The organism is Kitasatospora sp. NPDC094015, assembly GCF_040304075.1.
Lineage (GTDB): Bacteria > Actinomycetota > Actinomycetes > Streptomycetales > Streptomycetaceae > Kitasatospora.
Map to the genome: position 1 here is coordinate 368,805 of NZ_JBEOUL010000001.1, position 26,954 is coordinate 395,758.

29 protein-coding genes are annotated in these 26,954 nt (G+C 74.5%); 14 read left to right on the forward strand and 15 right to left on the reverse strand.

Going from position 1 to position 26,954, the window contains the following annotated elements; genetic code table 11:
* Positions 1 to 43 precede the first annotated feature (43 nt).
* Positions 44 to 616 carry a universal stress protein gene (locus ABT014_RS01690; protein ID WP_350635670.1) on the reverse strand — a complete coding sequence of 191 codons (573 nt, stop codon included), beginning with the start codon at positions 614 to 616 and terminating at the stop codon, positions 44 to 46.
* Between the two features lie 214 nt (positions 617 to 830).
* Between ABT014_RS01690 and ABT014_RS01695 the strand changes: the two genes are divergently transcribed.
* Both ABT014_RS01695 and ABT014_RS01700 read left to right on the forward strand, forming a co-directional pair.
* A complete protein-coding gene (locus ABT014_RS01695; protein ID WP_350635672.1) occupies positions 831 to 1,628 on the forward strand; it encodes a VOC family protein in 798 nt (265 codons plus the stop codon).
* Positions 1,629 to 1,645: 17 nt separating this feature from the next.
* Positions 1,646 to 1,954, forward strand: a complete 309-nt coding sequence (locus ABT014_RS01700) for a hypothetical protein (RefSeq protein ID WP_350635674.1) — start codon at positions 1,646 to 1,648, stop codon at positions 1,952 to 1,954.
* A gap of 135 nt (positions 1,955 to 2,089) precedes the next feature.
* Here ABT014_RS01700 and ABT014_RS01705 read toward each other — a convergent pair whose 3' ends face one another.
* Positions 2,090 to 3,379 (reverse strand): ricin-type beta-trefoil lectin domain protein, encoded by a 1,290-nt coding sequence (locus ABT014_RS01705; protein ID WP_350635676.1) that lies wholly within the window; start codon positions 3,377 to 3,379, stop codon positions 2,090 to 2,092.
* 234 nt (positions 3,380 to 3,613) lie between these two features.
* Between ABT014_RS01705 and ABT014_RS01710 the strand changes: the two genes are divergently transcribed.
* From ABT014_RS01710 to ABT014_RS01725, 4 genes are all read left to right on the forward strand, one after another.
* Positions 3,614 to 4,174, forward strand: a complete 561-nt coding sequence (locus ABT014_RS01710; RefSeq protein WP_350635678.1) for a Uma2 family endonuclease — start codon at positions 3,614 to 3,616, stop codon at positions 4,172 to 4,174.
* Between the two features lie 103 nt (positions 4,175 to 4,277).
* A complete protein-coding gene (locus ABT014_RS01715) occupies positions 4,278 to 4,583 on the forward strand; it encodes a GNAT family N-acetyltransferase (RefSeq protein ID WP_350635680.1) in 306 nt (101 codons plus the stop codon).
* A gap of 23 nt (positions 4,584 to 4,606) precedes the next feature.
* On the forward strand, positions 4,607 to 5,110 hold the full coding sequence (locus ABT014_RS01720) for an OsmC family protein (protein WP_350635682.1): 504 nt from the start codon (positions 4,607 to 4,609) through the stop codon (positions 5,108 to 5,110).
* Positions 5,103 to 6,089: a pirin family protein gene (locus tag ABT014_RS01725; protein ID WP_350635684.1), complete on the forward strand. Its 987-nt coding sequence runs from the start codon at positions 5,103 to 5,105 to the stop codon at positions 6,087 to 6,089. The genes ABT014_RS01720 and ABT014_RS01725 overlap by 8 nt, the downstream gene beginning before the upstream one ends.
* Before the next feature lie 63 nt (positions 6,090 to 6,152).
* On the opposite strand, the gene ABT014_RS01730 is transcribed toward ABT014_RS01725, so the two are convergent.
* Both ABT014_RS01730 and ABT014_RS01735 read right to left on the reverse strand, forming a co-directional pair.
* Entirely contained in the window at positions 6,153 to 6,587 is a 435-nt protein-coding gene (locus ABT014_RS01730) for a hypothetical protein (RefSeq protein WP_350635686.1), read from the reverse strand.
* A gap of 152 nt (positions 6,588 to 6,739) precedes the next feature.
* A complete protein-coding gene (locus tag ABT014_RS01735) occupies positions 6,740 to 7,435 on the reverse strand; it encodes a phosphatase PAP2 family protein (protein ID WP_350635688.1) in 696 nt (231 codons plus the stop codon).
* A gap of 520 nt (positions 7,436 to 7,955) precedes the next feature.
* Between ABT014_RS01735 and fusA the strand changes: the two genes are divergently transcribed.
* The gene (gene fusA / locus ABT014_RS01740) at positions 7,956 to 10,022 is read left to right on the forward strand and encodes an elongation factor G (protein WP_350635690.1); all 2,067 of its coding nucleotides are present in this window, start codon (positions 7,956 to 7,958) and stop codon (positions 10,020 to 10,022) included.
* A 40-nt stretch (positions 10,023 to 10,062) separates the two neighbouring features.
* Here the strand turns inward: fusA and ABT014_RS01745 are convergent, their stop codons facing one another.
* From ABT014_RS01745 to ABT014_RS01755, 3 genes are read right to left on the reverse strand one after another with little or no spacing between them, the layout of a single operon-like run.
* Positions 10,063 to 10,263, reverse strand: coding sequence for a DUF397 domain-containing protein (locus ABT014_RS01745; protein ID WP_350635692.1), 201 nt, complete (start codon positions 10,261 to 10,263; stop codon positions 10,063 to 10,065).
* A complete protein-coding gene (locus ABT014_RS01750) occupies positions 10,260 to 11,072 on the reverse strand; it encodes a helix-turn-helix domain-containing protein (protein WP_350635694.1) in 813 nt (270 codons plus the stop codon). Before ABT014_RS01750 ends, ABT014_RS01745 begins: the two co-directional genes overlap by 4 nt.
* A gap of 46 nt (positions 11,073 to 11,118) precedes the next feature.
* Positions 11,119 to 11,880: a hypothetical protein gene (locus ABT014_RS01755; RefSeq protein ID WP_350635696.1), complete on the reverse strand. Its 762-nt coding sequence runs from the start codon at positions 11,878 to 11,880 to the stop codon at positions 11,119 to 11,121.
* A gap of 320 nt (positions 11,881 to 12,200) precedes the next feature.
* Here ABT014_RS01755 and ABT014_RS01760 point away from each other — a divergent pair, with 320 nt between their 5' ends.
* Positions 12,201 to 12,653, forward strand: coding sequence for an ATP-binding protein (locus ABT014_RS01760; protein ID WP_350635698.1), 453 nt, complete (start codon positions 12,201 to 12,203; stop codon positions 12,651 to 12,653).
* 55 nt (positions 12,654 to 12,708) lie between these two features.
* Here the strand turns inward: ABT014_RS01760 and ABT014_RS01765 are convergent, their stop codons facing one another.
* Positions 12,709 to 13,287: a TetR/AcrR family transcriptional regulator gene (locus ABT014_RS01765; protein WP_350635700.1), complete on the reverse strand. Its 579-nt coding sequence runs from the start codon at positions 13,285 to 13,287 to the stop codon at positions 12,709 to 12,711.
* 254 nt (positions 13,288 to 13,541) lie between these two features.
* Between ABT014_RS01765 and ABT014_RS01770 the strand changes: the two genes are divergently transcribed.
* The 4 genes from ABT014_RS01770 (at position 13,542) to ABT014_RS01785 (ending at position 18,477) form a co-directional block, all read left to right on the forward strand.
* Positions 13,542 to 15,023, forward strand: coding sequence for an MFS transporter (locus ABT014_RS01770; protein ID WP_350635702.1), 1,482 nt, complete (start codon positions 13,542 to 13,544; stop codon positions 15,021 to 15,023).
* Between the two features lie 149 nt (positions 15,024 to 15,172).
* Positions 15,173 to 16,090 (forward strand): ADP-ribosylglycohydrolase family protein, encoded by a 918-nt coding sequence (locus ABT014_RS01775; RefSeq protein WP_350635704.1) that lies wholly within the window; start codon positions 15,173 to 15,175, stop codon positions 16,088 to 16,090.
* 154 nt (positions 16,091 to 16,244) lie between these two features.
* A complete protein-coding gene (locus ABT014_RS01780; RefSeq protein ID WP_350635706.1) occupies positions 16,245 to 17,981 on the forward strand; it encodes a SpoIIE family protein phosphatase in 1,737 nt (578 codons plus the stop codon).
* 121 nt (positions 17,982 to 18,102) lie between these two features.
* On the forward strand, positions 18,103 to 18,477 hold the full coding sequence (locus tag ABT014_RS01785) for a three-helix bundle dimerization domain-containing protein (RefSeq protein WP_350635708.1): 375 nt from the start codon (positions 18,103 to 18,105) through the stop codon (positions 18,475 to 18,477).
* Positions 18,478 to 18,503: 26 nt separating this feature from the next.
* On the opposite strand, the gene ABT014_RS01790 is transcribed toward ABT014_RS01785, so the two are convergent.
* The gene (locus ABT014_RS01790) at positions 18,504 to 19,088 is read right to left on the reverse strand and encodes a helix-turn-helix domain-containing protein (protein WP_350635710.1); all 585 of its coding nucleotides are present in this window, start codon (positions 19,086 to 19,088) and stop codon (positions 18,504 to 18,506) included.
* 78 nt (positions 19,089 to 19,166) lie between these two features.
* Between ABT014_RS01790 and ABT014_RS01795 the strand changes: the two genes are divergently transcribed.
* Together ABT014_RS01795 and ABT014_RS01800 are read left to right on the forward strand one after the other, a co-directional pair.
* Complete coding sequence (locus tag ABT014_RS01795; RefSeq protein ID WP_350635712.1) at positions 19,167 to 20,126, forward strand: class I SAM-dependent methyltransferase; 960 nt, start codon at positions 19,167 to 19,169, stop codon at positions 20,124 to 20,126.
* A 105-nt stretch (positions 20,127 to 20,231) separates the two neighbouring features.
* Entirely contained in the window at positions 20,232 to 21,671 is a 1,440-nt protein-coding gene (locus tag ABT014_RS01800; protein WP_350635714.1) for an MFS transporter, read from the forward strand.
* A gap of 64 nt (positions 21,672 to 21,735) precedes the next feature.
* Here ABT014_RS01800 and ABT014_RS01805 read toward each other — a convergent pair whose 3' ends face one another.
* From ABT014_RS01805 to ABT014_RS01830, 6 genes are all read right to left on the reverse strand, one after another.
* A complete protein-coding gene (locus ABT014_RS01805) occupies positions 21,736 to 22,230 on the reverse strand; it encodes an NUDIX domain-containing protein (RefSeq protein ID WP_350635716.1) in 495 nt (164 codons plus the stop codon).
* A 196-nt stretch (positions 22,231 to 22,426) separates the two neighbouring features.
* Complete coding sequence (locus ABT014_RS01810; protein ID WP_350635718.1) at positions 22,427 to 22,654, reverse strand: hypothetical protein; 228 nt, start codon at positions 22,652 to 22,654, stop codon at positions 22,427 to 22,429.
* An 84-nt stretch (positions 22,655 to 22,738) separates the two neighbouring features.
* Complete coding sequence (locus ABT014_RS01815) at positions 22,739 to 24,094, reverse strand: carotenoid oxygenase family protein (RefSeq protein WP_350635720.1); 1,356 nt, start codon at positions 24,092 to 24,094, stop codon at positions 22,739 to 22,741.
* 81 nt (positions 24,095 to 24,175) lie between these two features.
* Complete coding sequence (locus tag ABT014_RS01820; RefSeq protein WP_350635722.1) at positions 24,176 to 24,664, reverse strand: SRPBCC family protein; 489 nt, start codon at positions 24,662 to 24,664, stop codon at positions 24,176 to 24,178.
* Positions 24,665 to 24,780: 116 nt separating this feature from the next.
* Complete coding sequence (locus ABT014_RS01825; protein ID WP_350635724.1) at positions 24,781 to 25,347, reverse strand: TetR/AcrR family transcriptional regulator; 567 nt, start codon at positions 25,345 to 25,347, stop codon at positions 24,781 to 24,783.
* Between the two features lie 147 nt (positions 25,348 to 25,494).
* Entirely contained in the window at positions 25,495 to 26,940 is a 1,446-nt protein-coding gene (locus tag ABT014_RS01830; RefSeq protein WP_350635725.1) for a glyceraldehyde-3-phosphate dehydrogenase, read from the reverse strand.
* Positions 26,941 to 26,954 lie beyond the last annotated feature (14 nt).

A 26,954-nucleotide genomic window follows, 5' to 3' on the forward strand; every position in this document is an offset into this window, starting at 1 on the left:
GGACGGGCCCTCGCGCCGGGCGCCGCGGTCAGCGGCCTCGCCGTCAGCGGTGCGCCGCCGGTGCGGGGAGCAGGTGGCGGCGGCTGCGGCGGTGCAGCTCCGCCAGGTCGTACTGGAGGGCGGGGCGCGGCACCGCGAGCACCGGGCAGCCGGCCCGTCGGACGCAGTACCCGGCCACCGAGGGGCGCAGCCCGCGCCGCAGCAGCCCGCCGCCGACGCCGACCACCAGCAGGTCACCAGGCCGGTCGGCGGTGCGGACCAGGACCTCGCCGGCGTCACCGCGCACCGCCTCCGCGGTGAGCCGGACGCCGCCGGGGCGCAGGACACCGGGCCCGTGGTCGCCCGACGGGCCGCCGAAGGCCGCCTCCAGCGCCTCCGTCAGCCGGGCCACCGCCACCTCCCGCCAGTGCTGGAGCAGCGGCGGGCAGGGCGCCAGCCGGTAGCCGTGCTCACCGCCCTGCGGGAGCCAGGCCAGCACCGCGAGGACCTCGGCCGGGGTGCCGGCGGCCTCGGTGCGGGCGGCCTCCGCGACCGCCCGGTGCAGGGCGGTCAGGCTGCCCAGGGTTCCGCTCACGCCGACCACGATCCGCCGCCCGCCGCCGTGCTGCCCGTCCATGCCGTTGCCCGTCCTTCGCTCCGCGCGGTCCACCCGATCGGGCTCCAGCCAACCGCCGGCCCGGCCGGCCGGAGGCGGCGTTGACGGCCCCCTGACGGCGCGGGCCGCCCTCCGAACGCGTCCCTGACGCCGCCACGCGGACGGGCGGAGCCGACGGGCGCGGCCCGTACCCGGATGACAGGCTGGCTCCCATCGACCCCCGAAGGGAATCCCGATGCTCACCACCCGATTCGTTCCCGGCTCCCCGTGCTGGCTCGACCTCGGCGCGCCCGACATCGCCGCGGCGACGGCGTTCTACAGCGCGGTGTTCGGCTGGGAGCCGCAGGACTACGGCCCGGAGGCCGGCGGGTACACCGCGTTCCGCCTGAACGGGCGGACGATCGCCGCGGTCGGCGCGCTGAGCGAGGACGGCGCCCGGTCCGCCTGGATGCTGTACTTCGCGACCCCGGACGCCGACGCCGCCGCCGAGACCGTACGGCGCCTGGGCGGTACGGTGCGGCTCGCCCCGACGGACGCGGGCGAGGAGGGGCGGCTGGCGCAGTTCACCGACCCGCAGGGCGGCCAGTTCGCGGTCTGGCAGGCCGGCAGCACGCCGGGGATGGAGGCGGCGGACGAGCCCGGCACGCTGTCCTGGACGGAGCTGTACACGACCGACGCCGCGGCGGCCAAGGCCTTCTACGGGGAGCTCCTCGGCTGGCGGTCCGAGCCGATGCCGATGCCGGGCGACGAGGGCACCTACTGGCTGGTGACCCCCGCCGGGCAGCCTCAGGACCGGATGCACGGTGGCCTGCTCCAGCTGCCTCCGGAGCACCTCGCGCTGACCGGCGGGAAGCCGTACTGGCACCCGGTGTTCGCCACGGCGGACACCGACGCGACGGTCGCCAAGGTCACCGAGCACGGCGGCAGCGTGCAGATGGGCCCCGCGGACGTGCCCGGCGTCGGCCGGCTGGCGGTCTGCGTCGACCCGGCGGGCGCGGACTTCGTGGTGCTCCGACCCGCTCCGCCGAGCTGACCGCGCGGGCGGCCGCGGTGCGCCACCGTCACAGCTTCCGCCTGGACCGGGCCGGGCACACCGTCCAGGTGAACATCCGCTCCGGGCTGCTCACCGAGACCGAGCTGCTGGTGGACGGCCGGGAGGTCGCGTTCCGCCGCGAGCGCGGCCCCGGGGCACTGCCGCGGACGCTCTCCGGCGCCCACCCGGACCTGCCCGGCGAGGTCTGCCTGGTCCGGATCGACCGCCCGGCGCCCGGCTCGACGGCACTGCGCTGCGAGCTGGAGTACGGCGGCCGGCGCCACCCGATGGCGGTGTGGGGCACGGAGCCGCGGCCGTCGCGGTGACGGCGGGGCGGGGCACGGTCCCGGCCCCGGTCTCGATCCCGGCATCGGTCTGTGTTGCCGGACGGTCCGGTCGCCCCGCCCGGGTGGTGGGCGGGGCGACCGGGGTGGCTCGGGTGTCGGGGGTGGGGCCGGGTATCAGGGGTTGAGGGACCACTTCTGGTTGGCGCCGCCGGTGCAGGTCCAGAGCTGGGCGGGGGTGCCGTCCGCCGCGTTGTTGCCCGTGATGTCCAGGCACTTGTTGGCGGGCGGGTTGACCACGTCGTGGGTGGTCGGGTTGTAGGACCACTGCTGGGCGCCGGTGCCGTTGCAGTCCCAGAGCTGGACCCTGGTGCCGTCGGCGGTGCCCGCCGCGTTCACGTCCAGGCACTTGCCGAGCGCGCGGATCGTGCCGTCGGTGCCGACCGTCCAGCGCTGCGCGGGCGTCCCGTTGCAGCCGTAGAGCTGGACCTTGGTGCCGTTGGCGGTGGCGGCGGCGTTCACGTCCAGGCACTTGCCGGCCAGGCCGGTGAGGCTGCCGGTGGTGGCGCCGCCGCTGCTGCCGGTGGTGACCCGGACGTAGTCGACGACGAGCTGCTGCGGGAAGGCGGTGGAGCCGTCCGGGTCGCCGGGCCAGTAGCCGCCGACCGCGAGGTTGAGGATCACGAAGAACGGCTTGTTGAAGACCCAGCTGCGTCCGCCCAGGTCGGCGGGGGTGCGGCGCTGGTAGACGGCGCCGTCCACCGACCAGGTGATCGAGTCGGGGGCCCAGTCGACCGCGAAGGTGTGGAAGGCGTCGGCGAAGGCCTGGCCGCCGGGCAGCGTGTAGCCGGCGCCGATGCCGCCGCTGCCCGAGTACCCGGGACCGTGGATGGTGCCGTGCACCGAGCCCGGTTCGAAGCCGACGTTCTCCATCACGTCGATCTCGCCGCTGTTCGGCCAGCCGACCTGGCCGATGTCGTCGCCGAGCATCCAGAAGGCCGGCCACATGCCCTGGCCGCGCGGGATCTTCATCCGGGTCTCGACGTGCCCGTACGCCTGGGCGAACCGGCCGGAGGTGTTCAGCCGGGCCGAGGTGTACTGGCAGGTGCCGTACCAGCACTGGTAGTTGGCCGGGTTCTCGCGGCGGGCCGTGATCACCAGGTGGCCCTGGCCGTCCAGCGCGGCGTTGGCGTTGTCGGCGGTGTAGTACTGCCGCTCGTGGTTGTTGACGTTGTCGCCGGTCTCGACCTGCCAACGGCCGCCGTCGACCCCGGCGCCGGCCGGTCCGTCGAAGTTGTCCTCGAAGTTCGCGGCCAGCGCGGCCGTTGGGGCCTGAGCCTGGGCCGCCGGGGCAGCGGACACCGGCGCGGCGGACACCGGGGCCGGGGCCGAGGCGAAGGCCGTCGCCAGGGCGGTGGCCACAAGAAGTGTGGCCCAGAAGGGTCGTCGACGGGTCGCTGAGGACATCGGGCATCGCCTCGATCCGGTCGTGGGGGATCGCCAACCAGCAGGTGGTGGCGGATGATTGACGGTCTCGTCGGCGAGCGTCGGGTCAGGCACCGGTCCAGACCTGTCTTCAGGAAGTGAACTCCGATGACCAATCCCTGTCAACAACTTGGACACGGCACACCGACACCGCCACCCACCGCGCCCACCTCACTAGGCTGAGCCGCACGGAGCCCGAACCCCAGGAGGCAGCAGATGGACTACGCGAGGATGCGCGCGGTAGCGGACGAACTCACCGCACACGCCCCCGAGGACGTCCGGGCCGTCGAGATCAGCGGCGACGAGATCATCATGATGATGAGCCCCGTCAACCTGCACGAGCTCATCGTCTACCGCCTCACCCGACTCCTCGACCGTCAGCTCGCGGACGCAGCCGAGCCCTTCATCGCACACGGCGGCGCCGACATCGAGGATCCCGAATCGGGCATCAAGCGCCGCCCGGACGTCATGGTCTTCCCCGAGAGCGCATTGACGGCGGGCGACGCCGTCCACCCCCGCGAGGTGATCGCGGTCGTCGAGGTCGTCTCCAAGTCGAATCCGGAGAACGACTACGAAGGCAAGATGCGCGACTACCCCACGATGGGCATCCCGCACTACCTGATCGTCGACCCGCGCAACGGCACCGGACTCGTCCTCTCCCTGCCGCACGACACCCCGGAAGGGCGCAGGTACAGCACCCGGCGGGAGTTCCGGTTCGGGGAGCGGGTCGCGGTCGGCGCGTACGAGGTCGACACGGCCGGGTTCCCGACCTACTGAGCCGTCGGGTGGGTGGTGTTGATCATTGGCTAGTTGAAGGATAAACTACTGGCGTGTCGGGGCCGGCGATCCGCGTCGGGCCAGCGCGGCAGGAGGCAGCACCATGACGGTCGGCGTGACGGACAATCCCGAGCGGTCCCGGTTCGAGATCTCGGACGGCGGCGAGTTGGCCGGGTTCGCCGAGTACCACCGGTCCGAGGGCGAACTCGCCTTCATCCACACCGAGATCGACCCGCGGTTCGGCGGGCGGGGCCTTGGCGGGCAGCTGGCCCGGGCGGCGCTCGACGCGGCGCGCGCGGAGGGCGTGGCGGTACTCCCGTACTGCCCGTTCATCCGCGGCTGGCTCGGCAAGCACCCGGAGTACGTCGACCTGGTGCCCGCCGAGCGGCGCCAGCGGTTCGGCCTGTAGCCACGGACCAGGGAGGGACAGACATGGACAGCAGCACGGGCGCCGCCCCGCAGTACGTGCGCGCGGCCGCCGCCGTCGCCACCTCCACCTCCACCGGTGAGGACTACCGGGTGGAGATCCGCAGCGGCCACCACCGCCTCGCCGCCGACGAACCCGAGTCGTCCGGGGGCGCCGACACCGCGACCACCCCGATCGGCCTGCTGCTCTCCGCGGTGGGCTCGTGCACCGCGATCACCCTGCGGATGTACGCGCACCGCAAGGGCTGGGAGCTGGAGACCGTGCGGGTGCACCTCGGGTACGAGAAGGGCCCCGACCGCACCGCCCGGATCACCCGGCGGATCGACCTGGTCGGCGAGCTGGACCAGGCGCAGCGCGCCCGGCTGCTGGACATCGCCGAGCGGACCCCGGTCACCCTCGCGGTCGGCGGCGGCACCCCGATCGTCCCGCTCGACCCGCACGACCCGCACGACCCGCACGACCCGCACGACCCGCACCCGACGAAGCAGGAGACCGGTGGCCATGAGTGACCTCGAACCGCGCGGCCCGCAGGCCGCCGCGACCGCCGCTCCCACCGTCCTCGGCGGGCGCGGGCTGGTCGGCGCGCAGCCCGTACGGGAGTTGCTGGCGCCCCGGGAGACCGCGCTCGGCGGGTCGACGGTGGTGCGGCGGTTGCTGCCGAACCTGGGGCGGCGGATGGTCGGCGCCTGGTGCTTCGTGGACCACTACGGGCCGGACGACATCGCCGACGAGCCCGGCATGCAGGTGCCGCCGCACCCGCACATCGGCCTGCAGACCGTCAGTTGGCTGCACCAGGGCGAGGTCCTGCACCGCGACAGCCTCGGCAGCCTGCAGGCCGTCCGCCCCCGCGAACTCGGCCTGATGACCTCCGGCCGCGCCATCTCCCACTCCGAGGAATCCCCCCGCCCGCACGCCCGGTACCTGCACGGCGCCCAACTCTGGGTCGCCCTCCCCGACGCCCACCGCCACACCGCCCCCACCTTCGAACACCACCCCGACCTCCCCCACGTCACCGCCGCCGGCCTCGACGCCCGCCTCATCCTCGGCGAACTCGACGGCACCCGCTCACCCGGCACCACCTACTCCCCGCTGATGGGCGCCGATCTGACGCTCACCGAGGGAAGCGACGTACGGCTGCCGCTGGAGCGGGACTTCGAGTACGCGGTGCTCACCATGGACGGGCTGACCGAGGTCGACGGGGTCCGGCTGGCGCCCGGCTCGATGCTCTACCTCGGCAGCGGGCGCACCGAACTGCCGCTGCGGGCGCTCGCCGACGGTTCGCTGCTGCTGCTCGGCGGCGAGCCGTTCGAGGAGCGGATCGTGATGTGGTGGAACTTCATCGGCCGCACCGACGAGGAGATCCGCCAGGCCCGCGAGGCGTGGATGGAAGGGTCGACGTTCGGCGAGGTCCACGGCTACGACGGCACCCGGCTGGCCGCACCCGAACTGCCCGCACTCCCGCTCAAGGCACGGGGACGGGTGCGCTGAGCGGGGGGCTCTACGTCCGGGCTGGGTGGTGCTTCGGTGATCGCCGGCAGGTCGGGTGGTGGATCAGAAGAACCAGCCGGGTGTCTCCTCGTAGGCGGGCATCGGGTACTGGCAGGTGCTGGCGGGGGCACGCTCGTAGCGGGCCTGGGTCCGGGCGGCGATGCCGGCGCCCAGATGATCCAGGCCGTCCATGCCGACGACCGCGGTCAGTGCGATCGCCGCGTAGACCAGGGGCGCGGTGAACCGGGCGGGCGGGTCGACGACCAGGTGGACCAGAGCGATCGCGCAGGCCAGGCCGGCCACGGCGACGATCAGGGCAATCACGCAGAAGATGAGCGTGAGTGAGCCCTGTTCCCGACAGAGCAGATAGATGTGCGGGGGCTCCACCTCGGCCGGCAGCCGCTCGTAGACGGCCGCCGCGATGAGGAGCAGACCACCGATGGGCACCAGTACCCAGAGCCTGGTCCTGGTCCGGGCGGGCTGGGCGGTGGCATACATGCGCGTCCCCGGGGTCGGCGGTCCCGAACGGTGTCCGCGTGAGTGGTTCGGGCGAGCGTAGCCGACCAGCGCGCTGCCCGGTCGGCCGGCAGCGGGATGCCCGGCGCCCGGCCGCGGCGCCCGAACTCTCCGGCGCGGAGGCGGCTTCGCCGTCAGGTCCGGCGCGTCGGCGGGGCGGGGTCGGTGGGCTGGAGGGCGGTGAGTACGGGGAGGGTCAGGGCGAGCCAGCCGGCTGCGAGGAGCCAGCCGGCGAGTACGTCCAGCGGCCAGTGGACGCCGAGGTAGATCCGGGTGAGGCCGATCGCCATAGCCGTTGCGGCCAGCAGCGCCAGGAGCGGTGCCGCGAGGCGGCGGCGGACGCTGCGGGTGACCGCCCAGCCCAGGAGGCCGGCCGCGACGGCCGCCGTGAAGGCGTGGCCGGACGGGTAGGCGTAGCCGCTGGGCGAGGCCGCCACCCAGTCGGCGGCGGGTGGGCGGGGCCGGGCGAAGGCCTGCATCAGCCCGTGCCGCAGCAGTTGGCCGAGCGCCAGCACCGCGATCGGGCCGAGCAGTCGCGCGGCCCGGCGGTGCGGGGACAGCGGGTGCCGGACCGCGAGCACCCCGGCCAGCCCTGCGGCGAGGTAGGGCACGGCGCCGGCGCCGAGGTCGGTCAGGAGGTCCGCCGCCCGGACCGCGGCGGCGGGGCGGTGCGAGACGGCCCAGGCGTGCAGCGACCGCTCGGCGGCGGTGGGCCCCCACCCGTGCCGGGCAAGCAGTGCGGTGAGCAGGCCGAAGAGCAGCAGCGGGACCGCCGCGGCCAGCACGGCGGTACGGGACGGACGGGCCGACGGGCCGTCGGGACCGGGCACCGGCGAGCACCTCTCGGTCGTCGGGGACAGGGCGGGCGGCAGGCGACGCCCCGACTGTCTACATTACTGTCGTCAGTCGCGGCGGGGCCACCCGCCCCACCCCACCCATCCTGGGCCGCCGGCCGGACCCCGGCGCCGCGGCGTGCCGCAGCGGGCCCGATCCCCCGAAATTCGCTTTCGGGCCCCGCCGGCGGCTCCCTAGACTCCTCACGATCCGCGCGCCGGCAGCCACTCTCCCGGCGCGCTCCGTGACGAGCGAGAGGAGACCGGCCGTGCGCACCAGCAGCGCCGTCGTCGTCCCCTCGTCGCGGTACGAGGTGATCCTGGTGTCTTCGCGCGCCCGGTGCCCGCTGCGCGGCCGGCACCGGAACCCGTGACGACCCCCTGACCCCTGCCCGCCCCTCGGCCGCCCCGGCCACGGGCGCCGTGCAGCAGGTCCCGCGGCACCCGGTCCACCGGCCGCCGCCCGTCCGGGAATCGCGCCCGTCTCGTTCCGGATCACCGCGAAAGGCCGTAGGCCATGCGTACCGACCTGCACCCCCTCCACCCGCACCCCGCCGAAGCGACGGCCGCCGAAACAACGGCCGCCGTCCGCAACCTGGGCATCCTCGCCCACGTCGACGCCGGCAAGACCACCGTCACCGAACGGGTGCTCCACCTCACCGGCGCCACCCACCGGCGCGGCGAGGTCCACGACGGCACCACCGTCACCGACTTCGACCCGCAGGAGCGCGAACGCGGGATCACCATCTTCGCGGCGGCGGTCAGCTGCACCTGGGACGGCCACCGGATCAACCTGATCGACACCCCCGGCCACGTCGACTTCGCCGACGAGGTGGAACGATCGCTGCGGGTGCTCGACGGCGCGGTCGCCGTCTTCGACGCGGTCGCCGGCGTCGAGCCGCAGAGCGAGTCGGTGTGGCGCCAGGCCGACCGGCACGGCGTGCCGCGGATCGCCTTCGTCAACAAGCTGGACCGGGCCGGCGCCGACCTCGACACCGCCGTCGACTCGATCCGCCGGCGGCTGCACCCGGCGCCGCTGGTGGTGCAGTTGCCGATCGGCCGGGAGAGCGGGTTCACCGGCGTGGTGGACCTGGTCCGGCTGCGCGCGCTGCTCTGGACCGGGAACGGCGACGGCGTGCGGGAAGGACCGGTGCCGGACGAGCTGCTCACCGAGGCGCAGCAGCGGCGACGGCAGCTCGAGGAGGCGGTCGCCGAACTCCACCCGGCGGCGCTGGAGGAGTTCTGCGCCACCTCGGCGCTCGGTGCGGCGACCCTGGCCACCGCGCTGCGCGACCTGACCCGCACCGGTGCCGGCCTGGTGGTGCTGTGCGGCTCGGCGTACCGCAACCGCGGGATCGAACCGCTGCTGGACGCGGTGGTGGCCTACCTGCCCTCGCCGCTGGACGTCCCGCCGGTGCGGGGCACCCTGGACGGCGCGCCGCAGGAACGATCCGCCGACCCGGCGGCGCCGTTCGCGGGGCTGGTGTTCAAGGTGCACCCGGCCACCACCGGCCGGCTCACCTTCCTGCGGGTGTACTCCGGCACGGTCCGCAAGGGGGACTCGGTGCTGGACGCGGGCACCGGGCGGGTCGAGCGGATCGCCCGGATCCTGCGGGTGCAGGCCGACCGGCACGAGGAGATGCACCGGGCCGCGGCCGGGGACATCGTGGCGGTGGTCGGGCCAAAGGCCGCACGCACCGGGGCGACCCTGTGCGCGGCCGGGGCGCCGCTGGTCCTCGAACCGCCCGCGGCGGCCGACCCGGTGGTCGCGGTGGCGGTCGAGGCGCACCGGAACGGCGACACCGAACGGCTGGTGTCGGCGCTGGCGCGGCTGGTGGAGGAGGACCCTTCACTGGCGGTCCGCACCGATCCGGAGACCGGGCAGACCCTGCTGTCCGGGATGGGAGAACTGCACCTGGAGGTGGCCGTGGAGAAGGTCCGACGGACCCACGGGCTGGAGATCGCGGTCGGCCGGCCGCAGGTCGCCCGCCGCGAGACGGTGGTCGCCGGCGTCTGCGGGCGGACCTTCCGGCACGCCAAGCAGGACGGCGGCGCCGGACAGTTCGCGCAGGTGGTGCTCGATGTCGAGCCGCTGGACGGGGAGTTCGCCTTCGCCTCGACCGTGGTGGGCGGGCGGGTGCCGCAGGAGTACGTCCGGGCGGTCGAGGCCGGCTGCCGGGACGCGCTCGCCGACGGACCGCTCGCCGGGCACCCGGTCACCGGGCTGCGGGTGACCCTGACCGACGGGGCTACCCACGTCAAGGACTCCTCGGAGCTCGCGTTCCGCACGGCCGGGCGGCTCGCGCTGCGCGAGGCGTTGCGGGCCTGCACGATGGCGGTCCTGGAGCCGATCGCCGAGGTCACCGTCACGGTGCCGCAGGACGCGGTGGGCGGGGTGCTCGGTGACCTCGCCGCCCGCCGCGGCCGGGTGACGGGCTCGACCTCCCGGTCGGGCACGGCCGTCCTGACCGCCACCGTGCCGCTGGCCGAGCTGTTCGGCTACGCGACCCGCCTGCGCAGCCGTACCCAGGGCCGGGGCACCTTCACCTCCCGCCCCGCCGGGTACGCCCCGGCGCCGCGCTGACCGGCCCGGCGGGCCCCGCCCCACCCAGGGGCGGGGCCCGTCAGGCGCGGTACGCGGCGGCGAACCGGACGAAGGCGCGCCAGGCGGCGGGCTCGAACTCCAGGACCGGACCGGGCCGGTCCTTGGAGTCCCGCACCCGCACGGTGTGGGGGGACGTGGCCACCTCGACGCAATCGCCGCCCTCGGCACCGCTGTAGCTGCTCTTGGCCCAGGTCGTGCCGGCGGTAACCGTGGCGTTCATAGCTCTCCCAGCAACTTCTCGATGAAGGCCAGCGACTCACTCGGGGTGAGGGCCTGCGCCCGGATGATCCCATAGCGCGACGCGAGGGCCCGGACTTCCTCCCGATCGGTGACCAGTGTGCTACGCCCCTGCGTCTCCAGGTAGCCGGTCTGCTCGCCACCCTTGCGGGTGAAGAGCGTGAACCCGCCGTCGACACCGGCGTTGTCCTCCCGATCGAGCGGCATCACCTGCATCTCGACGTTCCGCCGTCGACCGATGAGGAGGATCTGTTCGAGCTGCCCCCGCATCACGGCCGCGCCACCCAGCCGCCGTAGCAGCACCGACTCCTCCATCACGAAGCTGAACAGCGGTGCGGGCCGGGCGTCGAAGACCTCCTGCCTGGCCAACCGGGCCACCACCCGCTGTTCGATCGTCTCCTCGTCGAGCAGGGGTCGTCGCATGGCCAGCACTGCTCGGGTGTACGCCTCGGTCTGCAGCAGCCCCTTCACGACGTGGGTGTCGTACGTCTGCAGCTCGACCGCCTCCGCCTCCAGGCGGGCCGCGTCGCGGAAGAACGCCGGGTAGCGGGCCCGGGCGACCTCCTCCTTCATCGCCCGCAGGACGCCGCCCGCGTTGAGCGCCTCGTCGGCCTTGTCGATCAGCTCGGGCTTGGGGATGCGGCGACCCAGCTCGACGGACGCGATCTGCTCGTCGCCGTACCCGAGCCGGGCGCCCAGCTCGCTGCGGGTCAGCCCCTCGCGCTCGCGCAGGAGCCGGACCTGCCGTCCGAAGCACCGCAGGAAGCCCGCTGCGTCGTCCTGTTCGGTCACCCGCGCCACCTCGTCGGAGCCGGGACGTACAGCAGGGCTCTGTACGTCATGCCACGCCGCCGCGCAGCAGGCTGCGGGCCAGCTCCACGCCGCGGCGGTTGCGTTCGATCGCCGCCCCGTCCAGCAACGTCGGGCCGGCGCGGCCCGAGCAGCTGCCGCAGGACTCCCCCGGCAGCGGCACGGGATCCGCGCAGTGAGCGCACTCGCCGTACCGGCGTTGCACCGGGGCGGGTTCGGGTGCCGGCATCTTGCGCTCCAGCCGTCTGCGCAGGAGGCCGACCGTCGAGAAGACCTGGCCCGGCAGTCCGGACAGCAGCGCGTCCCGCAGCCGCCCCGGATCCGGGTCGCGGGCGAGCCAGGCGCAGACCAGCGGCGCGAGTTCGAGCGTCTCGGACGCGCCGAGTCTCAGGCGGGTGTCCCGGGCGGTCAGCCGGTCGAGCAGTCCGGCGGCGAGGGCCAGGTCGGCTCCCGGCGGAGCCGACGCCTCGGCGGGGAGGGAGGTGTTCTGCTCGGTCTTCTCCCCCTGGGGGGAAGTGCCGACCGCCCGGGTGGGCGGCTCACCGAGTGCCGGATTGTGGACCGCGCTGTCCCAGGCCGCCTCGACCTGCTCCCGCTCCGTCAGCGGCACGCTGCTGACCAGGACCCGGGTCGACCAGGTGCCCTTGGTCGGGTGCTGGGTGCGCCGGCTGTGCACGAAGCCCTCCTCGATCAGCTGGGAGCGGGCCCTGGAGACGGCCATCCGGCCCTCGGGCATCCGGCTGCCGATCGTGAGGAGGGTGTCCCGGCTGCCGGGAGGGAGAGGGCCCACAGGAGCAGGGTCTTCGCGGTGGACCGTAGACGCGGATGGCGCACGATCTCGTGGGATGCCCGTACATAGCGGTCGGGCGCGATAAAGTGAAGGTGCATGAGGAAGTTCTGTTCCAAGTGCCAGGCCCCGGGGTGTTAGCGCACCGCCGGGGTCAATCTTTGTTCCGTGAGCGGACGGTAGCACGGAGTGACGGACCGTCGCTTCCCGTTCCCTGGAATCCCGGCGGCCCCCTCGTACACGCCACCGGACAGGCCGTACAGACCCCGCTGTACGCGCGCCATCCCTGGTCGGCCGCGGGCTGCAACGCCACGCTCGACGCCATGGAAGCCCTGCACCAGCCCTCACCGGACGCGCCGCGGATCGCGGCTCCCGCACGGGAGTTCACCATGCGGTTCAGCTCCACCCCGCGCGGCGCGCGCCTCGCCCGGCGCCTCGTCTCGCACCGCCTCGACGGCTGGGGGTACGGCTACGGCACACCGCTCCACGAGACCCTCGCGCTGATCGTCGCCGAACTGGCCGCCAACGCCGTCCGCCACGGTCACGTGCCCGGGCGGGACTTCGAGGTGCGGCTGACGGAGTCGCCGGACGCGCTGCGTGTCGAGGTCTCCGACACCCGCACCGAGCGGACCCCACCCACCGTCGTGGAACTCCCCGCCCCGGACGCCGAGTCGGGCCGGGGCCTGCTCCTGGTCGGCCACCTGGCCGCGCGGTGGGGCACCGTGCCGCGCGCGGCGGCGCCGGGCAAGACGGTCTGGGCCGAGTGCCTCCGCTGAGCCCGGTGCACTCCCGCCTGCGCACTCCCCCCGGCGCACTTCCCCCGGTGCGCGCTCAGGCCTTGGCGCGCACGCCGTCCAGGGCGATGGCCAGCACCCGGTCGCGCTGGCCGTCGTCGGGGAAGGCGACCGAGCTGATGCCGGAGATCAGCCGCAGCAGGTCGTCGGTGCTCATGTCCGGGCGGACGTCGCCGGAGCGCTGGGCGCGTTCGAGCAGCGGGGTGGCGGCGTCGTACATGGACTGGCGGCAGGCCAGGAAGATGTCCGACTCCTCGGCCACCAGCGCGTCGCGGATCGCGCGCTTGGTGAGGGTGTAGGCGACGAACCGGCGCAGCCAGTCGTTGAGCGCCTCCCACGGCGGTTCGGCCGACAACTCCACCGCGAGCAGGCCGAGTTCGTCGATCTCGTTGGCGTAGACCGCCTCGAAGAGGTGCCGGCGGGTCGGGAAGTTGCGGTAGAGCGTGCCGATGCCGACGCCGGCCCGGCGGGCGATGTCCTCCAGCGAGGCCTCGGCGCCCTGCTCGGCGAACGCCTCACGGGCGGCGGCGAGCAGCGCGTCGAAGTTGCGCGCCGCGTCGGCGCGGCGCGGGCGCTGGGCCGCGAGGAACTCGCTGACGACGACCTGTTCCGGCACGGGGGACCTCATCTCGGACACCGGCTTGAACCGGAGGTGCGCCTCCGGTAATCTGGAGGCATGCCTCAACTTTACCAGTGAGGCGTCACCGTCGCCCTGCCGTCGTACGGCACCGCGACCCCACCGAGCCGGCGCCGGCCCTCCCGCGGCCCCCGCCGCGCTCCGCCGTCCGCGCTCCGCCACTGCGTCGTCCGCCGCCCCGGGCTGCCCGCCCACGGCCGGCCGCCGCCGTCCCGCGTCCCGAGAGGGTCCCGATGAACCGCCGCTCCAACCGCCTCACCTTCGCCGTCCTGGCGACCGGCGCGGGCGTGTTCGCGCTGCTCCAGTCGCTGATCACGCCCGCGCTGCCGACCGTCCAGCAGGCGATGCACACCTCGCAGTCCACGGTCACCTGGGTGATGACCGCCTACCTGCTCTCCGCCTCGATCTTCACCCCGATCCTCGGCCGGGTCGGCGACCTGGTCGGCAAGAAGCGCACCCTGGTCGCCGCGCTCGGCGCGCTCCTGATCGGCTGCCTGGTGGCCGCGCTCGCCCCCAACATCACCGTGCTGATCATCGCCCGGGTGATCCAGGGCATCGCCGGGGCGCTGTTCCCGCTGTCCTTCGGCATCATCCGGGACGAGTTCCCGGCCGCCCGGGTGCCCGGCGGCATCAGCAACCTGTCCGCGGTCATCGCCGTGGGCAGCGGTCTGGGCATGGTGCTCGCCGGGCCGATCGTCGGCGCGCTGGACTACCGCTGGCTGTTCTGGTTCCCGGTGATCATCGTCGCGATCACCGCGCTGATCGCCCACCGCTACGTCCCCGAATCGCCGCACCGCACCGAGGGCAGCGTCAACTGGCTCGCCTCCGTTCTGCTCTCCGGCTGGCTGGTGGCACTGCTGCTGCCGATCAGCCAGGCCGCCAAGTGGGGCTGGGGCTCGGTCGCCGTGCTCGGCCTGCTGGCCGTCGCCGTGGTGCTGTTCGCCCTCTGGGCGCTGGTCGAGGCCCGCTCCCGCAACCCGCTGATCGACCTGCGGATCATGCGCCTCCCGTCGGTCTGGACCACCAACACCGCCGCGCTGCTCTTCGGCGGCGGGATGTACGCGGTGTGGGCCTTCCTCCCCGGCTTCGCGCAGACCCCGTCCTCGGCCGGCTACGGCTTCGGCTCCTCCGTCACCGGCGCGGGGCTGCTCATGCTGCCGATGCTGGTCGCGATGTTCGTGGCCGGCGTGCTCAGCGGCCGGCTGGCCGGGCGCTTCCCCGCCAAGGCCCAGCTGACCACCGGCGCGGTCCTCGGCTCGATCGCCTGCGCGCTGCTCGCCGCCCGGCACGGGCAGCAGTGGCAGGTCGCCCTGGCGGCGGGCATCTTCGGCCTCGGCATCGGCCTGGCGTTCGCCTCGATGAGCAACCTCATCGTGCAGAGCGTGCCGGCCGCCCAGACCGGCGCCGCCACCGGGATGAACGCCAACATCCGGACCATCGGCGGCTCGATCGGCGCGGCCCTGATGACCGGCCTGGTGACCGGGCACCTCCAGCCCTCCGGCCGCCCCTACGCCGCCGGCTACACCCACGGTTTCACCATGCTCGCCGTCTTCTGCCTGGCGGCGGCCCTGGCCGCGCTGCTGGTCCCGGCCGGGCGCGCCACCTCGGTCGCGGTGGCCGGCGCACCGGCCGCACCCGCCGCACCCGCCGCACCCGCCGCACCGACCGCAGCAACCGCACCGGCGGCGGCGCAGCGGGCGAGCGTGCGCGGCTGAGACCGGCGGGCGTGGACCGGCGCGGCGCGTGGACCGGGGGGTGCGCCCCCGGTGCACGGACCGCGCCGGTGCGAGCGCGGGCGGACAGGGGCGGACGAGGGCGCCGAAACCGGGTGCACGCGGTGCCACGGACTGGCAGCATGCAGCCCATGACCGCAGCCGACGCCGCGCGCGACGCTCTGGAGGGCCTGGCCCTCGGTGACGCCTTCGGGGAGCGCTGGTTCCCCCGGTTCCGCCCGGCCGAGGAGGCCCTTGAGCAGATCCGGGACCGCCGGACGCCGGCCGAATCGCCCTGGCGCTGGACCGACGACACCGCGATGGCGCTCGCGGTCCACCGGGTGCTGACCCTGCACGACGCCGTCCACCAGGAACAGCTGGCCGAGGCGTTCGCCGCCGGGTACCTGGACGACCCCCACCGGGGCTACGGCTACGGCATGCACCGGCTGCTGCCCCGGCTCGCCGCCGACCCGTCGGCCTGGCGCACCGAAGCCCGGCAGCTGTTCGGCGGCGAGGGCAGCCTCGGCAACGGCGCGGCGATGCGGGTCGCGCCGCTGGGCGCGTGGTTCTGCGCGGACCTGGACGAGGTGGCCGAGCAGGCCGCCTTCTCGGCCGAGGTCACCCACACCCACCCCGAGGGCATCGCGGGCGCGGTGGCCGTCGCGCTGGCCGCCGCCCTGGCCGCCCGCAGCCGCGGCGGCGCCGCGCCGGACGGGCCGGAGCTGCTGGCCGAGGTGGCCGGGCGCACGCCCGCCGGGGCGGTCCGGGACGGCCTGCGGCGGGCGGCCGCACTGCCCGCGGACACCGGCCCCCGGCACGCCGCCGAGCTGCTCGGCAACGGGGAGCGGATCCGGGCGAGCGACACCGTGCCGTTCGCCCTGTGGTCCGCCGCCCACCACCTGGACAGCCTCACCGACGCGCTGTGGACCACCGCCGAGGGGCTCGGCGACGTGGACACCACCTGCGCGATCGTCGGCGGCACGGTGGCGGCCAGGACCGGCTCGGCCGCGGTCCCGAGCGCCTGGACGCTGCGCCGCGAACCGCTGCCCGACTGGGTGCACGCGACCTGAGCCGGCCCGCCGCGCCACCCCGCTCCCCGGGTCGCACCGCCGAGTGCGGCGCCCGGCCCCGTCCGGGAATCCGCCCGGGCGGATGCGGGCCCGGCAGCGCGGCGTGATCATGGACAGACGCCGGTGATGAGCGTGACGAGGGAGAGCGGCAACGGTGCACAGCGAGGCACCCGGGGGCGACGACCGGCTCCGAGCCCCCGCCCCGGCGGGCGGCGGTGACCCGGAGCTGCTGCGCGGTGCCCTCGACCGCGCGCCGACCGGCATCGCCGTCGCCGACGCCCGGCTGCGCTGGCTGTACGCCAATCCCGCGTTCGAGCAGGCCGCCGGGCTGCGCCCCGGGGCGCTGGTCGGCAGGTCCGTGGACGCCTCGCCGCTGGCCGCCGCCGCCCCGCTGCTGGCCGCCGCGCTCGCGGGCCCCGGCGGCGACGGGACGGTGACCGGGCCGCTGCCGTCCGCCGGTGACGGCAGCGGCGGCGCCGCACCGGAGTTACGGCTGAGCTGCCGGCGGGTCCTCGTCCAGGGCCGGACGGTCGGCGTGGTCGCCGTGATCGCCGAGGTGGGCGCGGTCTCCAGCGGCGGTGCGGCACCGGGCGGCGGGGCACCCCACGGTGCGGCACCGGACGGCGGGGCCGACCGGGCCGCGGCGCGACTCGCCGTGGTCAAGGCCGCCGCGGGCGAGATCGGGACCACCCTGGACCCGGACCGGACCTGCGCCGAGCTCGCCCAGTTCGCGACCGCCGAGGGGCTGGCCGACATCGCCGCCGTCGACCTGCTGCCGATCGGCCGGACCCCGCACATCGGCGACGGGGTACGGCTGCACCGCGCCGCGCTGGCCGGCGACCCGGTCGGCGGTTCCGGAGCCCCGGCACCGGCCCGCCCCGGCGAGAACGTCCGCCACCGCGACGGCTCCCCCACCGCCGAGGCGCTCGCCACCGGCCGGCCCGTGAGCGTCGACCTGGCCGCCACCGGGCCCGCCGCCGCCGATCCGGTCGGCTACCGGGCGGCCGGGGTGCGGTACCTGCTGGTGGTGCCGCTCACCGCGCGCGGCCGCACCCTCGGCGTGCTGCACTTGGGCCGGCTGCGCGCCGACCGGGCCGGCTTCACCGAGCTCGACCTCACGCTGATCGGCGACCTGGCCGCCCACGCCGCGCTCGCCATCGACAACGCGCAGCGCTACACCCGCTCCCAGCACGTCGCGCTGGACCTCCAGCGCGCCCTGCTCGCCGAGCCCGCCAACCCGCACCCCAACCTCGAACTCGCCACCCGCTACCTGCCCTCCGGCAGCAGCTCGGTGGTGGGCGGCGACTGGTACGAGACGGTCCGGCTGCCGTTCGGCCGCACCCTGCTGGTGATCGGCGACGTGATGGGGCACGGGGTCGAGGCCGCGGTCGACATGAGCACCTACCGCTCGATGCTGCGCTACACCGCGAGCATGGACCTGCCGCCGCACCGCATCCTGCGCCAGCTCGACACGCTGATCACCGAGAACGACTCCTCCCGCCCGGCCACCTGCCTGCTGGCGCTGGCCGACCCGGCCCGCAACCGCTGGACCCTCGCCAGCGCGGGCCACCTGCCGCCCGCCCTGATCACCCCGGACCACCCCACCGAGCTGCTCCGGCTGCCGACCGGCCCGCCGCTGGGCACCGGCCTCGCCGACTACGAGCAGACCACCCGCACGCTCACCCCCGGCCAGACGCTGCTGCTGTACACCGACGGCCTGGTCGAGCGCCGCGGCGAGGACATCGACGTCTCGCTGGCCCGGCTCGCCGACCTGCCGCTGCCCGCCGCCGGCGATCTGGACGACCTGCTCGACGCCGTCCTGCACCAGCTGTCCGCCCGGCCCGCCGAGGACGACACCGCGCTGCTCGCCGCCCGCCCCCGCCCGCGCTGACCCATAGCGACCGGAGCGCAAGGCCGGGGAGGAGCAAGGCCGTTCGGTGGAAAGGCGGTGCGGCGCGTCGGCGCGCAGAATCGACTGAGGCACCGGATCGCGAACGAGCGAGGAGGACACCGTGGAGCAGGAGCCAGGTGCGGCACGGCTCGACACCCGGGGGCCGGGCACCCAGCAGCTCGACGTCCCCGACCCGGACGGGCCGGACCCGGGCGCGCCGCAGGAGCGGCAGCAGGACGGCGGCGTACCGGATGCCGGCGCGCAGGACCCCGCCGTGCAGGAGGACGAGGCCTTGCAGGCGGTCGGGGTGCGCCTGCACGGGCGGTTCGACGACGCGTACGGCGCGGACGCCGTGGAGCGGGCCGTGCAGACCGCCCGGCACGGGTTCGACGGCAGCCCGATCCGCTCGTTCATCCCGATCCTGGTCGAGCGCCAGGTCATCGACCGGCTGCGGGCAGCCGGCGCCCCGCGGCCGACCGACGCCGCCGCCGGCTGACCGCACCGGCGGGACGCGCGGCCGCGTCAGTTCCGGGACTTGGCGCGGACGTGGATCCGCTCGCCCTGCCGGCCGAACAGGCTGAGCACCTCGACCGGCCGCCCGTCCGCGCTGCTGAACCAGTGCGGGACGCGGGTGTCGAACTCGGCCGCCTCACCCGCGCCCAGCACCAGGTCGTGCTCGGCGAGCACGATCCGCAGCCGGCCGTCGAGCACGTACAGCCACTCGTAGCCCTCATGGGTGCGCAGGTCCGGCTCGGTCCCCCGGTCCGGGATGATCATCTTGTACGCCTGGAGCGGCCCGGGGCCGCGCGTCAGCGGGACGAAGCTACCCCCGTTGGCCAGCGCGCGCGGGGTCAGCCTGACCCGGGGGTCGCCCACCTCGGGGGCGCCGACCAGGTCGTCCAGCGGCACCCGGTAGGCACCGGCGAGCGGCAGCAGCAGCTCCAGGCTGGGCCGGCGCTGGCCGGACTCCAGCCGGGACAGGGTGCTCTTGGAGATGCCGGTCAGCTCGGACAGCGCGGCCAGGGTCAGCCCCCGCTTGTCGCGCAGCCGCCGCAGCCGCGGGGCGACCTCCTCGAGGACCGCCTGGTAGGTCGGTGCTTCGTCCATGGGGGCCATTCCATCCCGCTGTCCCGGAAACGGCAACAGAAATTGCCACCCGGCGCAGGCCGGTGCACGCTCCTGGGCATGAGCCCACACAGCGACCTCCACCAGAGCGGCCACGACCACCCCACCGCCCGCACCCCCGCCCAGGGCCACGGCCACGGCAGCACCGAGATCGACTGGGCCGCCATGGTGGCCCACCTGGAGCGCAACGGTGAGATCCAGCTCCCGGTGCTGCGCCGGGCGGCGGCCCGCCTGCGGGAACTGATCGGCCCGGACCACGAGGTGCGCCGCATCCTCGACGTCGGCAGCGGCCCCGGTGTGATGACCTGCGTCCTCGCCGAGGCCTTCCCGGAGGCCGAGACGGTCGCCGTGGACGGCTCCACCGGCCTCCTCGACCAGGCGCTGGTGCGGGCCGGACGGCTCGGCCTCGGCGACCGGGTCACCGTCCTGCACGCCGAGCTGCCCGCGGGCCTCGACGGCGGGGACGGGCCGGCCGGCAGCGTGCTCGGCACGGCCGACCTGATCTGGAGCAGCAAGGCCGTGCACCACCTCGGCGACCAGCAGGCCGCACTGACCGGCCTCGCCGCTCTGCTGCGCCCCGGCGGGGTGCTCGCGGTGGCGGAGGGCGGGCTGCCGGCCCGGTTCCTCCCGCGCGACATCGGGATCGGCCGGCCCGGACTGCAGGCCCGGCTGGACGCCGCGCAGGAGGAGTGGTTCGCCGCCATGCGGGCCGACCTGCCCGGCACCACCGCCGTCACCGAGGACTGGCCCGCGATGCTCGGCCACGCCGGGCTGACCGGCACCGGCGGCTTCACGCTGGTGCTCGACCTCCCGGCGCCGCTCGACACCGCGGCCCGGGAATTCCTGCACGCCAACCTCGACCGGATCTGGCAGTCGATGGACGGGCCGCTCGACGAGGAGGACCGCCGCACGCTCGGCGTGCTGGTCGATCCGCAGTCGCCGGACGGCATCCTGCGCCGGCCCGACGCCTTCCTGCTGGACGCCACCACGGTCTACACCGGCACCCGACCGGCCCGCTGAGCCGACCGGCCGACCCGCCAGCCCTGCCGACCGACCCGACCGGTCGGCCGGGCGCCCGCGATCCCCCGATGCCCGGCCCTTCCCCGAGAACGGAGCCCACCGCCCGTGACATCGCTCGCCGCACGACCGGACGACGCCCCCGCCGTCCGCACCGCCAGGACCCCGACGGAACGCCTGGCCCTGGCCGGGCTCTCGCTCTCCATGCTGCTGTCCTCGCTCGGCACCAGCATCGCCAACGTGGCGCTGCCGGCCCTCGGGCAGGCCTTCGGCGCCTCGTTCCAGCAGGTCCAGTGGATCGTGCTGGCCTACCTGCTCGGCGTCACCACCCTGATCGTCAGCGTCGGGCGGCTCGGGGACCTCACCGGCCGCCGCCGGCTGCTGGTCGCCGGGATCACCCTGTTCACGGTGGCCTCGGTGCTGTGCGGGGTGGCGCCCAGCCTCTGGCTGCTGATCGCGGCCCGCGCGGCACAGGGCCTGGGAGCAGCCGTGATGATGGCGCTGACCATGGCCTTCGTCGGGGAGACCGTGCCGAAGGAGCGGACCGGCAGCGCGATGGGGCTGCTCGGTGCGATGTCCGCGGTCGGCACCGCGCTCGGCCCGTCGCTGGGCGGCGCGCTGCTCTCCGGCCTCGGCTGGCGGGCGGTCTTCCTGGTCGCCGCGCCGCTGGGCCTGCTCACGCTGCTGCTCACCCACCGTCACCTGCCCGCCGACCGCCGGGCGGAGCGCACCGGCGACCGGGTCCGGCTCGACGGGACGGGGACGCTGCTGCTCGCCCTGGCGCTGGCGGCGTACGCGCTGGCCATGACGATCGGGCACGGCCGGTTCGGGGTGCTGAACCTGGCGCTGCTGGTGGCGGCGGCCGCCGGGATCGCGGTGTTCGTCCGGGTCGAGGCGCGGGCCGCCGCGCCGCTGATCCGGCCGGCGATGTTCCGTGACCGGCGGCTGAGCGCGAGCCTCGCGATGAGCACGCTGGTCTCGACGGTGATGATGGCGACCCTGGTGGTCGGCCCGTTCTACCTGGCCCGGACGCTCGGGCTCGGCGCGGCCGCGGTCGGGCTCGCGCTGTCGGTCGGCCCGGTCGTGGCCGCGCTGACCGGGGTGCCGGCGGGCCGGATCGCCGACCGCTTCGGCACCGGCCGCACCACCGCCCTGGGCCTGACCGCGATCACCGCCGGAGCCCTCGTGCTCGCCGTGACCCCGGCCTCGGCCGGCCTCGCCGGCTACCTCGCCCCGCTGGTGGTGGTCACGGCCGGGTACGCGGTGTTCCAGACGGCGAACAACACCGCCGTCATGGCAGAGGTCCCCGCGGAGCGGCGCGGGGTGGTGTCCGGGCTGCTCAACCTCTCCCGCAACCTGGGGCTGGTCACCGGCGCCTCGGTGATGGGCGCGGTGTTCGCGCTGGCCTCGGCGGCCCCCGACGTCGGCACGGCGGGGCCGGCGGCCGTCGCCACCGGCATGCGGGTCACCTTCGCGGTCGCGGCCGTCCTCGTACTGGCCGCGCTCGCCCTCGCGCGCACCGCCCGCCGGCAGCCGCTCCCGGCCTGAGCGGCCCCGCCGAAGCCCGCGGGGCACCGCGGGGCACCGCGGGGCACCGCAGGAATCCGGGCGGTCAGGCGAAGGCCTCGTCCGGGCCGGCGAGGTGGAACGGGACGCCGCTGCGGCGGGCCTCCCCGAGCCTGCCGATCAGCTCGAACTGCCCGACCGGGACCAGTGGTTGCCACTCGTCCAGGCTGCGCACCGCGTGGTCGGTGTGCTCCGCCGGGTCCAGCACGATCGCGGCGATCTGCTCGGCCGTCATGACCCCGCCGTCGAAGACGAAGCCGAACCGGGTGGGCAGCCGCTCGGTCGGCGGCCGGAAGACCGAGGCCAGGAACCGCGGCTCCCCGGTGAGGATGCGGCCGGTCTCCTCCTCGGTCTCGCGGACCGCGGCCTCCCACGGGGTCTCCCCAGGGTCGATCATGCCGCCGGCCAGCAGTTGCCAGCCCTTGTCGCGGGACTTCAGCAGGATCGGCCGGCCGGCCTCGTCGGTGGTGTAGGTGCACGCCCAGCCGAGGGCGAACGGGTAGCCGCCGAACAGCCACCGGTGGCTCGCGGGGATCGTCACCGGCCCGCTCCGTCCGCGCGTAGGGCGATGGGGCCGATCACGTCGGCGCTGATGCACTGGTCCATTCGCCCATTCTGGCCGCTGCGCCGAGAATGTGATCGATCGTCACCTGAACGGGTGGTGGACCGGCCCCTGGTACGCCTGGAGCCCGTCACCCCTCGGTACGGGTGGCGGGCTCCCAGGTGGGCGGGGCGGATCAGTCGCGCAGGGCGAGCAGCAGGGCCGGCACGATGAGCAGCAGCAGCCAGGGCTCGGCGAGGGCGGCCACGCCCAGGCCGGTGTAGACGGCGGCCTCGGCGGCCCGGCGGCGGGTGCGCCGGCGCTTCTTGTCGGCCTTCTTGCCGGCCTTCCGGGCGGCCTCGCCGTCCTGCGCCACGGTCTGCTTCTCGAACGGTTCCGCCAGGTCGGCGTGGTTCTCCGTCATCGTTTCCTCCAGGGGGTGTTCGGCGTTCTCGGACCGGTACGGGGTGGTGCGGGGTGGCGGCCAGGGTGTGCCGCGGCCGGCGGGTCAGGCCAGGTCGGCGTCCGGGATCCAGGAGCCGTGGATCATGGCGGGGACCCGGCGGGGCAGGTGGACGGTGGCGACCGGCGGCCGGGTCAGGTCGGAGGCGTCCAGCACCAGCAGCCTCGACGCGTCGGCGTTCAGGTCGCTGACGACGGTCAGCAGGTAGCCGGCGTCCTCGTCGGCGCCGTCGGCGGAGGCCACGAACACCGCCTCGCTCGGGAGTTGGCCGGTGCCGACGGGTCGCAGCTGCCGCTCACCGGTGGCCCGGTCGTACTTGACCAGGGTGTGGTTGCCGACGCCGAGGTCGTCGGGGAAGGCCAGCGCGTACTGGTAGCGGTGCGCGCGGCCGACGAAGGCGTCGTTGATGGTCGGGAACTCCACGGTGAGGTCGTCGGTCTCCTCCTCGCGGACCCGGCCGGCGGCCAGGTCGATGGTCCAGCGGTGGCTGCGGGAGCCGGAGTTGGGCTCGGCGCCGCGGTCCGGCGCGCCGACCCACCAGTTCCAGGAGCGCTGCCAGCCGGCCCGGCCCACCGACGGGCCCTCGACCACGATCCGGCCGCGGGCGTCCTCGTAGGCGTTGGCGAGGTGCATCGCGTAGCCCTGGCCGATCTCGAACCAGCGGACCTTCCCGGCGCCGCCCGCGCCGCGCGGCAGCACCCCGATCCGGGAGGCCTGGGCGTCGTTCCAGCCGTACGGGATGCCGGAGTGCTCGGCCGGGTCGAAGGTGACCGATCCCTCCAGGAAGACCACGTGATGCTCGGTGATGGCGAAGTCGTGCTTGAGTGCCGGGCCGGCCCCGGGGACCTCCTGGCTCTCCAGCACCCGGCCGTCGGCCGAGGCCACGTGGTGGATCAGGTAGGGCGGGAACGGCGAGGAGGAGAAGAAGTGCAGCTCGCCGGTGACCGGGTCCTCCTTGGGGTGGGCGGTCATCGCCGAGGTGAGCCTGCCGTCGAAGTCGTAGGCGCCGACGGTCTCCAGGTCGGCGGTCAGCTCGAACGGCAGGTTGGCCTCGCACAGGGCGAGCAGCCGGCCGCCGTGCTCGATCACGTGGGTGCCCGCGGTGCTCGCGGTCAGGTCCGGACCCTTCTCGGTCATGTAGGGCGCGCCGTCCAGCGCCGGGGTGTGGACCCAGCGGTTGCGGTACCACTCGGCGCGGCCGTCCCGCAGCCGGATGCCGTGCACCATGCCGCTGCCCTTGAACCAGTGGGTGGGGGTGATGCCGGGCTTCGGGTTGTGGCTGTTGCGGATCAGCCGGCCGGTCAGCTCCGGGGGCAGGGTGCCCTCGACGGTCAGTCCGGTGGCGGTGATCTCGTCCGCGACGGGGGTGTAGTGGCCGGTCAGGTAGGGCTTGCTGGTCATCGGGGTGCCTCTTCGATGGGTGCGGCGGCGGGAGGGCGTGGCCGGGAGGGCAGGGTCGGGGCTGCGGTGGGCGTGACCGGTTCAGCGGCGCTCGGCGCGGGCCTTGAGCTCGTCGAGCCAGGTCTCCAGGGAGAGCCGGAGCGCGTCCCCGAGCAGCTCCGGCTCGGCCTCGACCGGGGCGCCGGACCAGGACTCCTCGGTGCGGACGGTGACGACGCCGTCCGACTCCTCGAAGGTCCAGACGTGGATGCCGTCGATGCCCTGCACCGGACCGCCCCAGGCGATCCGCTCGCCCGGCACGATCTGCAGGACGGTGGAGGTGATGTCGAGCCCGTGGGTGGACCAACGGAAGGCCGCGCCGGGGGCGAGCGGGCCGAGCAGCGCGGCCCGGGTGACGTCCGGGTGCCAGTCCGGCCAGGCGTTGATGTCGGTGTGCACCCGCCAGACGGCGGCCAGCGGGGCGTCGATCGTGGTCGACAGCCGGACGACCACGGGGGCGTGCTCGTCGACGGTGGTCGGGGCCCCGGTGGTCGCGGCCGCAGCGGTGGTGGTGCCGGTCTCGATGCTCATGACGGTGGCGCTTCCTTCGGTCGTGGCGCTGATGGTATGTGTGGTCGATCACTCACTCTTTGGCCCGAAGAAGCGGCAGCCCGCTCCCGGCGGACCGCCGCCCCGAGGGCCGGCCCTCAGTAGTGCCGGATGCCCGCCGTGAGGGTGCGCGTCCAGGGCGCGTCCACCTTGTCGGCGTCCATCGCGGCCACCAGGTGGCACAGCATGCCGACGGCGAAGAACTCCTGGACCTGCCGGTCATCACCCCCGGAGGCCCCGCGGACGTACTCGACCAGGCGGGCGTAACCCGCCCGGACGGCATCGCGGATCGCCGGCTCGGAGACCGCGGCCGCCTGGGCGTGCATCTGCACCAGCAGCAGGTCGTTGTCGCTGATCAGACGGGCGTAGGCGTCGCCCATCGCGCTCAGCACGGCCTCCGGCGAGCTGCCGCCGGCCGCTGCCGCACCGCCCTCCAGGCTGGCCCGCACCCGGACGAAGCAGTACTCGACCACGGCGACGAACAGGGCTTCCTTGCTGGGGAAAAGCCGGTACACGTACGCCTGCGAGATCCCGGCGGCCTTGGCGACCTCGGTGGTCGTGGTCCCGAAGTAGCCCCGGGAGGCGAAGGCCCCGATCGCGGTGCGCAGCACCGTGTCGCGGCGCTCCTCGGCGGTGGAGAGTTGGCGTTGGCGTTCCGTCTGCATGTGAGTACTCAACCACTCACACTTTTGGCTGTCAAGGCCGGCCCGCTCCCGGCAGCGCGAAGGCCGCCCCCGCGGGTGGCGGGAGCGGCCTTCGGGCCTGCGAGATCTACGAGGCCGACGAGGCGTGCAGGGCGCGCGATCCGGGGATCAGGCGGCCGGCGCCGGGTAGGTCGGGTACTCGACGCCGGAGACGTACTGGACGACCCGGACGACCTGGCAGGAGTAGCCGAACTCGTTGTCGTACCAGAGGTAGAGGATCGCGTTGTCGCCCTCGACCTTGGTCGCGCCGGCGTCGACGATCGAGGCGTGCCGCGAGCCGATGAAGTCGCTGGAGACCGCGTCCGGGGCGCTGATGAAGTCGATCTGGCGCTTGAGCGGCGAGGTCAGCGAGACGTTGCGGAGGTAGTCGAGGACGTCCTCGCGGGTGGTCTCGCGGGCGAGCTGCAGGTTGAGGATCGCGATCGAGACGTCCGGCACCGGCACCCGGATCGAGCTGCCGCTGATCTTCGCCTTGAGGTCGGGCAGCGCCTTGGCGACGGCCGAGGCGGCACCGGTCTCGGTGATGACCATGTTGAGCGCCGCGGACCGGCCACGACGGTCGGAGTCGTGGTAGTTGTCCAGCAGGTTCTGGTCGTTGGTGTACGAGTGGACGGTCTCCACGTGGCCGCGCAGCACGCCGTACTCGTCCGCCATCGCCTTCAGCGGCGGGACGATCGCGTTGGTGGTGCAGGAGGCGCAGGACAGGATCTGCTCGTCCGGCTTGATGGTGTCGTGGTTGACGCCGTGCACGATGTTGGGCACGTCACCCTTGCCGGGCGCGGTCAGCACGACCTTGGCGATACCGGGCTGCAGGTGCTTCGACAGCCCCTCGCGGTCACGCCACCGGCCGGTGTTGTCGATCAGGATGGCGTCCTTGATCCCGTACTCGGTGTAGTCGACCGTGGTCGGGTCGTCCGAGTAGATCACCGTGATCTCGTTGCCGTTGGCGATGATCTTGTTGTTCGCCTCGTCGACGGTGATCGTGCCGTGGAACTGGCCGTGGATGGAGTCCCGGCGCAGCAGCGAGGCGCGCTTGACCAGGTCGTCGCCGCGGCCCTTGCGGACCACGATGGCGCGCAGCCGCAGGCCGTTGCCCGAACCGGTCTTCTCCACCAGCAGGCGGGCGAGGAGCCGGCCGATCCGGCCGAAGCCGTACAGCACGACGTCGCGCGAGTCGCGGCGCTCCACCTTGTTGGCACCGGTGGCGCCGGCCACGGCCTCCGCGGTGAACGCCTCGACGGTGAGGCCGCGGTCGTCGGCGCGGTAGGTCGCCGCGAGCATGCCGATGTCGATCTGGGAGGGGCCGAGATCGAGGGTGGTGAGGGCCTCCAGGAACGGCATCGTCTCGGTGACCGAGAGCTCCTCGCCGGCGATCTGGCGGGCGAACCGGTGGGTCTTGAGGATGCTGACCACCGACTTGTTCACCAGGGAGCGGCTGTGCAGCAGGACGGTGACGTCCCGCTCGCGGTGCAGCTTCCCGATGATCGGGATCATCGACTCCGCGATCTCCTCACGGTTCATCCAGTTCGTGAACACGTCTTCGTTGACAGTCACAGGTCCATCTTTCG